Source organism: Photobacterium sp. CCB-ST2H9 (genome assembly GCF_023151555.2).
Classification (GTDB): Bacteria; Pseudomonadota; Gammaproteobacteria; order Enterobacterales; family Vibrionaceae; genus Photobacterium.
Genome location: NZ_CP100425.1, coordinates 2,085,055 through 2,097,545 on the forward strand (window position 1 = coordinate 2,085,055; position 12,491 = coordinate 2,097,545).

Annotated in this window: 10 protein-coding genes; 6 read left to right on the plus strand and 4 right to left on the minus strand. The window is 50.3% G+C overall.

Annotated elements, in window-relative coordinates:
- Positions 1 to 44 precede the first annotated feature (44 nt).
- The 3 genes from L4174_RS09780 to L4174_RS09790 all read right to left on the minus strand — a co-directional run bounded on the left by L4174_RS09780 (position 45) and on the right by L4174_RS09790 (position 2,703).
- Positions 45 to 809: a hypothetical protein gene (locus L4174_RS09780; RefSeq protein WP_248140580.1), complete on the minus strand. Its 765-nt coding sequence runs from the start codon at positions 807 to 809 to the stop codon at positions 45 to 47.
- A 496-nt stretch (positions 810 to 1,305) separates the two neighbouring features.
- On the minus strand, positions 1,306 to 1,695 hold the full coding sequence (locus L4174_RS09785; protein WP_248140581.1) for a DUF805 domain-containing protein: 390 nt from the start codon (positions 1,693 to 1,695) through the stop codon (positions 1,306 to 1,308).
- A gap of 105 nt (positions 1,696 to 1,800) precedes the next feature.
- A complete protein-coding gene (locus tag L4174_RS09790) occupies positions 1,801 to 2,703 on the minus strand; it encodes a LysR family transcriptional regulator (protein ID WP_248141672.1) in 903 nt (300 codons plus the stop codon).
- Positions 2,704 to 2,975: 272 nt separating this feature from the next.
- Between L4174_RS09790 and L4174_RS09795 the strand changes: the two genes are divergently transcribed.
- Positions 2,976 to 5,792: an FAD-binding and (Fe-S)-binding domain-containing protein gene (locus tag L4174_RS09795; RefSeq protein ID WP_248140582.1), complete on the plus strand. Its 2,817-nt coding sequence runs from the start codon at positions 2,976 to 2,978 to the stop codon at positions 5,790 to 5,792.
- A 238-nt stretch (positions 5,793 to 6,030) separates the two neighbouring features.
- Here the strand turns inward: L4174_RS09795 and L4174_RS09800 are convergent, their stop codons facing one another.
- Entirely contained in the window at positions 6,031 to 7,662 is a 1,632-nt protein-coding gene (locus L4174_RS09800) for a methyl-accepting chemotaxis protein (RefSeq protein ID WP_248140583.1), read from the minus strand.
- A 647-nt stretch (positions 7,663 to 8,309) separates the two neighbouring features.
- On the opposite strand from L4174_RS09800, the gene L4174_RS09805 reads away from it, so the two are divergent.
- The 5 genes from L4174_RS09805 to L4174_RS09825 all read left to right on the plus strand — a co-directional run bounded on the left by L4174_RS09805 (position 8,310) and on the right by L4174_RS09825 (position 12,412).
- Positions 8,310 to 9,128: a phosphate ABC transporter substrate-binding protein gene (locus L4174_RS09805; RefSeq protein WP_248140584.1), complete on the plus strand. Its 819-nt coding sequence runs from the start codon at positions 8,310 to 8,312 to the stop codon at positions 9,126 to 9,128.
- A gap of 94 nt (positions 9,129 to 9,222) precedes the next feature.
- Positions 9,223 to 10,134: a phosphate ABC transporter permease subunit PstC gene (gene pstC, locus L4174_RS09810; protein WP_248140585.1), complete on the plus strand. Its 912-nt coding sequence runs from the start codon at positions 9,223 to 9,225 to the stop codon at positions 10,132 to 10,134.
- A gap of 5 nt (positions 10,135 to 10,139) precedes the next feature.
- The gene (gene pstA / locus L4174_RS09815) at positions 10,140 to 11,027 is read left to right on the plus strand and encodes a phosphate ABC transporter permease PstA (protein ID WP_248140586.1); all 888 of its coding nucleotides are present in this window, start codon (positions 10,140 to 10,142) and stop codon (positions 11,025 to 11,027) included.
- Positions 11,028 to 11,044: 17 nt separating this feature from the next.
- On the plus strand, positions 11,045 to 11,794 hold the full coding sequence (gene pstB / locus L4174_RS09820; protein WP_248140587.1) for a phosphate ABC transporter ATP-binding protein PstB: 750 nt from the start codon (positions 11,045 to 11,047) through the stop codon (positions 11,792 to 11,794).
- Between the two features lie 285 nt (positions 11,795 to 12,079).
- The gene (locus L4174_RS09825; RefSeq protein WP_248140588.1) at positions 12,080 to 12,412 is read left to right on the plus strand and encodes a hypothetical protein; all 333 of its coding nucleotides are present in this window, start codon (positions 12,080 to 12,082) and stop codon (positions 12,410 to 12,412) included.
- The last annotated feature ends 79 nt before the right edge of the window (positions 12,413 to 12,491 follow it).

Below are 12,491 nucleotides of genomic sequence, written 5' to 3' on the forward strand. Positions count from 1 at the left end.
GAAACCGCCAAGAGTAAGGAATCACGATTAAATGCTTTGTTAGGCTACTGTACGATAACAGTGAATGCTGCCCATTCATTACCCGCCTGACTAAAATCAGCTGCTTGAATGTAAACTGTCGCTTCATACTTACCCTCAAATGACATAACATCAAAGCTCTTATTTTCTAGCGTAATTGACTCAGGTTGAGATTCTCCAAAGTTTGAAGAATGCATTTTAAGTACCACACCACCTTTATCAGTCTTTACGAAATTAAGTGTTAATTTTCCTGCTTGAGTATTGTTAACAACCCAAGATTTGCCTACATATATACGCTTGGAGCTTACTATTGATTTCGGTGTCACATTGACCTCTGGTCGGACAAAACCTTTAGATTCGATCTCGGAGTCTTTGAGCATTCCCAAATTGATGTTTCCGACCTTAACATCGTAAGAGTCTCCATATGTACTCCTTTGCAAAGATACTATTTTATCTGAAAATAGATCCTCAGCAGGCTTTGGTATACGAACTTCAGCAACCGATTTACTCCCTTGACGCGCATCTATAACCAATTCTATCCCTGTCATATCCGAAGAGTAGGTCAACACCGACTTAGGGATAACCTCAATTTCTAATGGTTCAAATGCGTCCCTTGCTTTTGGATATAGATCTATTGGTACATATAAGGCAACAGAGACAACAGAAATAAAACCGGCGGCTACAGATAGTCTTTTTGATACCTTACCGATAATTATTGCTATGGCTGTAGATGCAATAATAACTATTGGAGTTCCAATACTATTTAGTGCTCCTATTAATGTTTCATTCATTCAACTAACTTCCTTTGTTGCACATTTGTAGCCTAACATTTTATTCAACGACATCATGTCATATATACCCACGGGCCAAATAAAACATAAGTGACTGATAAATATATAATCAAGAGTGTCACATCAACAACTCAATAAAATATACGACATCATGTCGTGTATCTCATCTCACCCTAATTCAGCGACAGTGTATCCACATCTGAAAAGCGACATTGAACTGCCACCGCCGTCTGCCACTACATGCACCAAACACGCTACCGCCCTTGACACTGAAGTCACTGAACAAAATAAAATTGCAGTTATCACCGCACTTTTCAGTTATGGGACAGGTTTCTTCTAAAGGCATATTCGGGATTGCATATCTGTGCTTTGGGGCAAAGTTCTGAGGAGATAGAAAAAAGAAGCAATGAGGTTGGCAGCTGTCGCAGCGACTTCTTGTCAAAGCATGAGGGATTTACGCTTGGAGCAGGATGTATGGGGGGCATCTTTTGGTGAATTACACCATCATTTGACCCATATCGTTGTTTTCTTTCGGATTAGGGCCATATTCGTTGGTGCCGGGCTGGCCGTCCTGCACAAAAAAGTAAAGTAAAACGAGAAAGCCCAGAACCGGGATCAGGCTGAGCAGCATCCACCAGCCAGATCGGCCAATGTCATGTAACCGCCGGATACCGACAGCCACCGAGGGTAAAAGTACGGCCAGTGAATAGACTCCCCCGAGCAGCCCGGTACCATCTTCCGAGCCGGGGGTATTGAGCAGATGATCGACAATGCCCAACGCCAATGTAATCACCAGATTAATCAGGAAGAAGTACCAATACTCCTGTCGCTGAGCACGTCCTGCAAAAACCGCGTACTTTTTGAGTGCGTAAAGATACCAGTTCATCTGACTCCCTCTGGGCAATTGACCTTTCAGGCATGTCTCATTACGAGCTGATGGACACTTACAGTCTAGTATAGAGGCAGATCACAAAATTACCGGGCAGCTCATTTAAAAATAATGAGAAATCGCCTGATAAGCCTGACGAATATGCTCGATCAGTAAGCGAATTTTTTGTGATGGCTGGCGCGTGAACGGGTAAACGGCATAAATTCCCAGTTTCTTGCCAACCTGATTGGGTAACAGATCAATCAAGGCACCCGACATTAAATCGTGGTACACCAGACATCGCGGCATGTATGCAATCCCATAACCGGCCAAAGCGGCCTTTCGGAGCGCGGCGGCATTGTCCGTCGTCAGATTACCGCGGACTTTGAGCGTATATCCTTGCCCGTGTTCATCCAGAAACTCCCATTCTGCTGCGCCAGTGCTCTGATAGGCATATTGCAGACAATTCTTGTGCAACAAATCTTCAGGCTTCCGGGGCTTTCCTTCCCGGCGGCAGTAATCGGCCGAGGCACAGACCACCCATTGCGAATCAATCAGATGGCGGGCAATCAGACTGGAGTCTTCCAGATAGCCGGTACGAATGACGAGATCAAATCCCTCACCCACCACATCCACAAACCGGTTTTCCATCGACATCTCAACCGTGATCTTCGGATGCTGCTGACAAAAACCGGCCACAGCTTCGGCCAGTAAGAGTTCACCTGAAATCGTCGGGACAGACATCTTCACGTGCCCGCTCAGGCTTTCGCCAAAACCACTGACGGCATCCACGGCCTCGGCTGCCGCCTGTTTGACATGTTTTGCCCCCTGATACAGCACTTTTCCGGCTTCACTCAGCCGGATACTGCGCGTGGTGCGAAACAGCAATTGAACGCCCAGTTCATTTTCAAGCCGGGCGATATGCTTACTCACCACGGAACTGGTGATCCCCAGGTTATCTGCCGCTTTGCTGAAGGAGCCGTCTTCTACGACCTGCACGAATAAAATCAGATCATCGGTCTTTATCATCTGGATTCATCAACTTTTGGAATGAATGTTTTTCATTACATTCATTTATTGCCAAAAAATAAAGCGATAGTGTTCACAACCGTTTCACATGGTTGAAAACAAAATGCAAACCTGGGATCCCAAACACCCATTCCTGTTGCAGGCACGCTAGACTCAAAATCAGCACCAAATATCCATCTGATTCATAAACAAAAGATTTTCTCAGAAAACAAAAAGACTCTGACCCAAAAACAACTGAGCAAGGGCACCTGAGCAAAGGCAGATCAATCATGACGAACAATGATCAACAACTGATTTCCCGGCTGACACAGTTCCTCACCCCCGAACAAATCATCACCGACGAAGCCAAGCGGCTGGCTTACGGTACGGACGCCAGCTTTTACCGCATGGTGCCCAAGGTCGTCCTTCGGCTGCACACGCTTGAAGAAGTCATCCAGGTGATTGGCCTGTGTGCCGGGCTGCACATTCCCTACACTTACCGGGCAGCAGGCACCAGCTTGTCAGGGCAGGCCGTCTCCGATTCCGTGCTGATCACCCTGAGCGATCAGTGGCGTCATCATGACATTGAAAATGAAGGACAGAAAATTACGCTGCAGCCCGGTGTGATCGGGGCTGATGCCAACCGTTATCTGGCCCCTTTTGGCCGGAAAATCGGACCGGATCCGGCCTCTATCAATACCTGTAAAATCGGCGGAATTGCGGCCAACAACGCCAGCGGGATGTGCTGCGGCACCGCACAAAATTCATTCCGTACGGTAAATGGCATGACGATTGTGCTCACCGACGGCACCGTGCTGAATACCCGGGATGAAGCAAGTAAAGCTGCGTTCCGGCAAAGTCATGCCGATTTACTGGCGGGAATCGCGGCACTCAGAGAAACCGTCGAATCCAATGCCGACCTGAAAGCACGAATTAATCACAAATACCGGCTGAAAAACACCACCGGCTATGCGCTCAATGCCCTGACCGACTACAGCGATCCCATCGACATCATCGAACACCTGATGATCGGCTCCGAAGGCACGCTGGGATTTATTGCCGATATCACCTACAACACCGTGATTGAGCATCCGCACAAAGCATCTACCCTACTGGTGTTCAGCACGATTGAACAGGCCAGTGAAGCGACTTCTGTGCTTGCAAAAACACCGGTCTCTGCAGTCGAAATGATGGACGGCCGCGCAATGCGCTCCGTCGCTGATAAGTCCGGCATGCCCGCCTTTATGACCGGGCTTGATCTGGAAGCCGCAGCTCTGCTGGTCGAAACCCGGGCCGGTACAGAGCAAGACCTGATGAACCAGTGCCAGAAGGTGATGGACAGCCTTACAGATTTCCGGATTATCGAGTCCGTCCCCTTCACGACCGAGCCGACCACGGTCAATACTCTCTGGGCCATCCGAAAGGGAATGTTCCCTGCGGTAGGTGCGGTGCGGGAAACCGGCACCACAGTGATCATTGAAGATGTCGCCTTTCCGGTTGCAGATCTGGCCCGTGGCGTCCGTGACCTGCAGGCTCTGTTTGATCAGTTCCATTATGATGAAGCCATTATTTTTGGTCATGCGCTGGAGGGGAATCTGCACTTTGTGTTCACTCAGGGCTTTGAGGCGCAAAGTGAAATCGACCGTTACGGCGCTTTCATGGATGCTGTCGCAGAACTGGTCGCGGTGAAATATCAGGGGTCGCTCAAAGCCGAACATGGTACCGGACGAAATATGGCGCCCTATGTCGAGCTTGAATGGGGCAAAGACGCGTATCAGCTGATGCTGCGGATCAAACAGCTCTTTGACCCTCAGGGGTTACTGAACCCGGGCGTGATCATCAATGACAACCCGCTTGCCCATATCACGCACCTGAAACCCATGCCCGCCGCCGATCCATTGGTGGATCGCTGCATTGAATGCGGCTTCTGTGAGCCCGTCTGCCCGTCCAGAACTCTGTCGCTGTCTCCGCGGCAGCGGATTGTTCTGTACCGCGAGCTGCAGCATCGCCGGCGCAGCGGACAAACAGCGCAGGCAGCTTCGCTGGAAAAAGTCTTTAACTATGAGGGTATCGATACCTGTGCAGCCACCGGCTTATGTGCTGAGCGCTGTCCGGTAGGGATTCATACCGGCGAGCTGGTCAAAAAGCTGCGCACTGAAAAATACCGGCGTTTTACGCCGATTGCCCGGTGGACCGCCAATCATTTCTCGACCACCACGCGACTGGTCAAAACGGGTCTGGGCGCTGCGCATGCGCTGGAGTCCATGCTGGGAGAGCCGCGAATGCTCGCGCTCAGTGAACACGCGAGAAAATTTACCCGGGGTGCCACCCCGCAATGGTTGCCGGAACTGCCGGTGCTGAATCGCCACCAGCTCGGTGATGCTGACAGCACCCAGAAACATGGCGACAAAAAAATTGTCTACCTGCCGTCGTGTGCCAGCCGTGCGATGGGACAGCAGCCGGATAATCCGGAAACCCGCTCTCTGACAGAAGTGACAATGTCACTGATTGAGAAAGCCGGATTTGATGTCATCATCCCGCCGCAGGTGAATGATTTATGCTGCGGCATGCCCTACGACAGCAAAGGCATGGCTGAACCGGCCCGCCAAAAGATAGAGCAGCTGGAAGCATCACTCTGGCAAGCCAGTGACCATGGCAAGTATCCGGTGCTGATTGATACCAGTCCCTGTGCCAAGCGCAGTCTGGAGCACTTCACCAAACTGATGCATGTTGTCGAACCCGTTGGTCTGGTTCTTCATTATTTACTGCCTCATCTGGCGCTCAAACGGAAACAGGAAACAGTCATGCTTCATATTACCTGCAGCAGCCGCCGGATGGGCCTTGAGCATGAGATGGTCGAACTGGCAAAAGCCTGTGCCAGTCAGGTTGTGGTGCCGGAGCATATTCAGTGCTGTGGCTGGGCCGGTGATAAAGGATTTTCCACACCGGAGCTGAACGCTGCCGCGCTGGCGCCGCTGAAAGCACAGGTGCCAGATCACTGTACCCGGGGATTCAGTAACAGCCGTACCTGTGAGATTGGCCTGTCACACCATAGCGGGATTCCCTACCAGTCGATTCTCTACTTAGTCGATGAGGTGGCCAGCTGACCCGACGGCCGCATAGCAGATATCAGATGTGCTGTTTTATTTTCTATCAATAGTGGTAGGCAGCGCCCATTTCTCACCGTTAAGACAGTCAGGGGGAGCCGTGACCACTAAGATCAGTAATGCCTTTAGGTCTTACAACTAGCGATGAAAAAACCCGCCTTGGGGTACCAATGGCGGGTTTCTTATTTCGGTTTTTGTTTAGGTTATTAGATAATCAGAAATTCGCTTCTCCGCTGTTTCAGGACACCCTGAAGAAGCTGACCTGAGCCTTCACTTCCTGGCTGACCCGCTGCATGTCATCACTGCACTGAACCGTGTCAGAAGCAATCGAAGACGTCTTATCCGACAATGCCTGCACCGTATGAATGTTCTGACTAATGTCTGCAGCCACGGCGCTCTGCTCTTCCGCTGCCGTTGCAATTTGCTGGGTCTGTTCATTCACCTGGTGGATCATATTCATGATGTCATCCAGCAGCTGATTCGTTTCGGCCATTCTGGATTCGGCCTGATCGGCTTCCGTGGTGCTGTCAGCCATCATATCAACCGCACTGCTGCATGCCTGCTGCAGCTGAGTCAGCATCTGCTCAATTTCATTGACTGAGGTTTGTGAGCGCTGCGCCAGTCCGCGCACTTCATCTGCAACCACCGCAAAACCGCGGCCCTGTTCACCGGCACGGGCAGCCTCGATGGCAGCATTGAGCGCCAGCAGGTTTGTCTGCTCCGCAATCCCGCGGATCACTTCCAGAATGCTTTCAATTTTTCTCGATTCGCCATGCAGCTCATTCACAACGCCCGAGGTCTGCTGCAGGGTTGCCACCAAACGTTGCACGACTGACTGCGTGTGATTGGACGATTCAATGCCCCGCTCTGCCAGCACCAGCATCTGATCTGAAGCCCGGGCAGAATCTGAGGTGTTCGAAGCAATACTCTTGCTGGTGGTCGACAGCTCTTCAATCGCCGTCACCGCCTGAATGGTGTGCTCCGACACTTCACCGGCAGCGACCTGAATATTATTGTTGGCTTCCTGCAGAATGTGACTGTTTTCCGCAACCAGTACGCTGGAGCTGACAATTCCTTTCACCGTATTCTGTAAACGATGCACCGTACTGTCGATCGCGCTGCTGAGCTGGGCCACTTCATCCCGACCCTGAACATGAGACAGCACATCCAGATGACCGCTTGCCAGTGCTTCTGCCGTGGCTTTGACCCGGCTGATCCCGTTCACCAGACCCCGGGCGATCCACTGACTCAGGACAAAAGCCATCACCACCGCCAGCACAATCGAGATATAAAACACCATGTTGGCATCATTGATCGCTTTGACTGTATCGTCATTGGCGCGGACAGCGTTCTCCTGACTGGCCTGCTGAATTCGGTCAAACTGTAAGTTCAGCGCCGCATAGCTGCCCACAAATGCCCGGAAGACCGCATACGGGGCCTGATGATTCGGGGCACTTTCCATGTCGTTGACAAATTGCTGTGTATTCTTCTGATAGATATTGAGTTTGGTTTCAAACTCAGTGAACAATGCCGGATCACCGCTGTAATCGTGTTTGAGTGTTTTTACTAACTCAGGAGTCTTTGCACTGTTCTCATCAATGATGGCGCGAAACTCTGGGACCTGCTCCGTGAGACCCAGCAGATAAACGACCTGCAGCCCCCTGACATTCCCGATGATGTCGGCCTGTGCCTGGCGGATCTGCCCGATCAGCAAAGAGACCTGATAATTGTGCTGGTAAAACTCACTGAAATTTCGGCCAATCCGATCATTGGCTGACTTAATAAAAAGCATTGCAACCACAAACAGCAGGGAAACAGCACTACCTAATACGAGAATTTTGTTACGAATGGATAAATGACTCAGCTGCATCGAAGCATCCCAACAATCAATTGATGTTATTTTGTGCACCAACTATTCACAAATTGGATACTAAAGGCAATAAAATGCGGCATAGGAATGATAGAATGTCCCTCGGGCTCAAATTTTCTTATAAAAATTATCAGTTTTCTTAATTCCGACTTGAATATCGGACAATGATTTGCTTGATCATTGTATACAAGAAATGTATATGCATCGCGCTGATTACATGACAGCATACGGCTCATGAGCCCTGCAGCTCCGGGATATGCAGTGCATACAAGATGAGGCATCGGTGTTTTGTCGCGGGTACTTTGTGGCAGGTACTTTGTCGCCGTCGACGCATAACTGCCCTGCCGTTCAGCAAAGTTCCGGAAACAGCGATGCCCGAGGGTCAGGGATGGCCGAAAGGCGGGAGGTGGATTCCAAAAACAAACGCCTTTTTTAGAATAAAACATTCCTTTATGGGATAGTTTAAGAACATTTCGTAATCTAAGATTCCACATCCATACCCTTTCTCCCTGATTTTCAGCCACTTAGCGTTGTCTTCATAGAGTGTTCAATAAACTGCAACAAACCTGTCATAAAACTCTCCTAACCTGTGCCTCGTTCGTTAAACACTGATTGGCAATTTCGCCAAAATCGAAAGGATTAGGAAAATGAAAGCAAAGGTTCTCGGCGCAATCGCACTGGCAGGCTCAATGGTTTTCAACCCGGCTATGGCGGCTGAAACAATCTCTGTCGTAGGTTCTTCTTCTGTGACTCCTCTGATGGAAGTATTCGGTGAAACTTACGCGAAATCACACGATGTTGTCGTTGAAGTTCAGGGCCCTGGTTCTTCTGCAGGTATCCGTGCTGCGCACGACGGTTCTGCTGACCTGGGTATGAGTTCACGTGATCTGAAGTCTTCTGAAGAAGCTCCAAACATCAAGGAAGTGGTCATTGCACGTGATGGTATCGCTGTGGTTGTTCATAACTCAAACCCAGTGAAAAACCTGACCAAAGAACAAGTTTCTAAAATCTACAAAGGCGAAATCAAGAACTGGAAAGAAGTGGGTGGCGAAGACAAGCCAATCGTTGTTGCGACGCGTGACACCGCTTCTGGTACTCGTGGTGCATTCGAAGAAATCATGTCACTGCAAAAGAAAGTGAATGGTAAGAAAGTATCTGCGATTTCTCAGCGTGCACAGGTTGCCAGCGGTAACGGTCAGCTGAAAACCATGGTTGCCAGCAACCCATTCTCTATCGGTTACATCTCTCTGGGTTCAGTCGACAGCTCTGTAAAACCTCTGGCAATCGACGGTCACCAGCCATCTGTTGAAGCGATTAAAGCCGGTGATTACGGTGTTCAGCGTCCATTCCTGGTGGTTTACAAAGAAGGTCGTCCTTCTAAAGCTGCACTGGATTTCCTGGACTGGATTAAAACTGCAGACGCTCAGAAAATCGTTGCTGCAAAAGGCTTCATCGCAACTCACTAATTTGCAAAACTTTTATGTCCGGTCTGATTTCAGGCCGGACATTTCGATTCCTCAGTACCTGAATGTTTTGGTTCAGTGTCTGGAGTAAGAAATAATGACCATCGCGAACAATTTTGAAAGCGCCAACAACAAATCCCCGCTGCCCGCAGCGGAAAAAATCGACTGGCGTGAACTCTTCTTCAAGTATCTGTTTCTGGCAAGTGCCGTTCTGGGCATCTTGTCTCTGATCACCATCGGCTACTTCATCTTCCGTGAAGGCTATGCGGCTTTTGCAGAAGCTGGCGTGGCCGGCATTGTGCTGGGTGACGAATGGCTGCCACCTGCGCTGTTCGGTATTTTCCCGATGATCGTGGCTTCCGTCGTTTCAACCGCCGGTGCCGTGATTCTGGGTGTACCAGTCGGGGTCATGACAGCGATTTTCATTGCTGAAATCGCCCCGAAACGCCTGTCGGACATCATCCGTCCAATGGTCGAGCTGCTGGCCGGTATCCCTTCGGTGGTTTACGGTTTCTTCGGCCTGGTGATTATCGTGCCGATGATTCAGAACGTCTTCAACGTTCCTGCCGGTAACACTGTGCTGGCCGGGATTATCGTGCTGGCAGTCATGATTCTGCCCACGGTGATCACGGTTTCAGAAACCTCGATTCGTGCCGTGCCCCGCAGCTATAAAGAAGGCTCGCTGGCACTGGGTGCTTCGCACATTTTCACGATTTTCAAGCTGCTGGTTCCCGCTGCCCGTTCAGGCATCATGACCGGTGTGATTCTGGGGATTGCCCGTGCACTGGGCGAAACCATGGCCATCATTATGGTCATGGGGAACTCCCCGGCGATGCCGCAAGGTATTCTGGATTCCGCACGGACACTGACCGCAAACATTGCGATCGAGATGTCATACGCGACCGGTATCCATGCAAGCGCACTCTACGCGACCGGCATTGTCCTGCTTGTTTTCATCATGGTGCTGAATGCAGCGCTGCTCTACCTGAACCGTGAGCGTGCGAGGTAATCACAATGAATTTATCGACTTCGAATATGATCCAAAAGGCAGGAAACCCTGCCAGGCAACAACTGAAAGACAAGATTTATCTGGGCCTGATCTGGACATGCGCCACGATCACCGTCGGATTCCTGCTGTGGGTGGTCTGGTACATTCTGAGCAATGGCTTGGCCTATGTCGACTGGACCTTTGTTTCCAGCAATTACACCACTCTGGGCGAAGAGTCAGGCATCTGGCCGATGATTGTCTCCACCATTTATATGGTGCTGGCTTCCATTCTGGTTGCTGCGCCACTGGGCATCATGACTGCGATTTACCTGACCGAATACGCCCGAGTGGGCAGTCGTCTGGTGAAAGTGATCCGTTTCTGTACCGAGTCACTGGCGGGTATTCCGTCAATTATCTACGGTCTGTTCGGGATGACCTTCTTCGTGGTCGTGCTGGGCTTTGGATTCTCGATCCTGTCCGGTGCACTGACCCTGAGTATCCTGATCCTTCCAGTGATCATCCGGACCACAGAAGAAGCGCTGATGGCTGTGCCGCAAACCTATCGTGAAGGTTCATACGGCCTGGGTGCTTCAAAAATTTACACCATCTGGCGTCTGATCCTGCCAAGTGCAATGCCAGGTATCGTTACTTCTATCATCCTCAGTGTAGGTCGTGTTATCGGTGAATCAGCGCCGGTCTTCATGACAGCAGGGATGGTGGCGCGTCTTCCGGAGAGTCTGCTTGACTCCGGCCGAACGCTCACCGTTCACCTGTACAAACTGACTCAGGAACTCTACACCATTCATGAATGGCACCAGGCTTACGCCACCGCCACCATTCTGATTGTTGTGGTTCTGGTCATTAACCTGTTTACCAAGCTGATTGCAAAACGCTTTAACACTGCGACTTACTGATTTCGAGGAAAGACAAGATGAACAAATTCAACATTGAAAATCTGGACCTGTTCTACGGCGAAAACCAGGCACTGAAAAAAATTAACCTGCCTATTCCAAACCGTCAGGTCACCGCATTGATCGGCCCTTCAGGCTGCGGTAAATCGACGCTGCTGCGCTGTCTGAACCGGATGAATGACCTGATTGAAGGCGTCAAAATCAAAGGCAAACTCACCATGGACGGTACAGACGTCTATGGCAACATCGATGTTTCCAAGCTGCGGATCAAAGTGGGCATGGTATTCCAGAAGCCAAACCCGTTCCCGATGAGCATTTATGAGAACGTGGCCTACGGCCTGCGTGCACAGGGCGTCACGGATAAGAAACAACTGGACGAAGTGGTTGAGCGTTCACTGCGCGGTGCCGCGCTGTGGGATGAAGTGAAAGACCGTCTGAAGTCTCACGCGTTTGGCCTGTCTGGTGGTCAGCAACAGCGTCTGTGTATTGCGCGTACCATTGCGATGGAACCGGAAGTTATCCTGATGGACGAACCGACTTCTGCACTGGACCCGATTGCGACCAAAAAAATTGAAGACCTGATGGAATCTCTGAAGAAAGATTTCACCATTGTCATCGTCACACACTCCATGCAGCAGGCGCGCCGTATTTCAGACCGCACTGCCTTTTTCCTGATGGGTGAACTGGTGGAACACGATGATACTTTCGCCCTGTTCAACAATCCGCGTGACGATCGTACCCGCGGTTATGTGAACGGTGACTTCGGCTGATTCACCCGAAATCAGCAGTGTTCAGCTCAATTGTGCCCGGCAGGCTTTGGCCAGTCTTCCCGGGAACAACCGGATAATAATAGCGATGGTAAACACTTGCCCCCTTTTCAGGGGGCTTTTTTTTGTTCTCATTTTTTACTCGTGCCTGACATATGAATCAATAGCCGGACATAGACTCCAAATGAACACTGATTAATTCCCTGAAAGCCAGAACCATGGCCCAGCTCTACAGGTGAAATGATGCAAAAGAGTCATGAACTATCACAAGCAAAGTCCTGGATTGACATGCTCTCAGCTATGGATGCTAAACCTAAACTTACTGGCATTCTCCAGTCTTCAAGAGTCATCACCCAACAGCTGGCAGCATTCAGCCGGCTGCATCATCTGATGGCCTTTGCCTATACCCGAAAAAGCCACCAGCAGTTGCTGGCCGAGACCATTGCTGCGTCTGGCTGCGACACCCTGATCTGTGATCAGCACCACTACCCTGCGCTCTGGTATATGCTGCGTCAGGTGAAACGCCCTATGCTGATTATTCTGAATCAGGAACTGTGGACCCCTGACTGGTGCTGGCAGTTCAGCCATCATCGGTTTCTTTGTCAGCAAGATCTGCTTTAAAAGCATCCCGATAGTCCACGAATCACATCTCGGTACGCCTGTGACCGTGATGACCTGTTTCTACCTGTCCGCATGAATC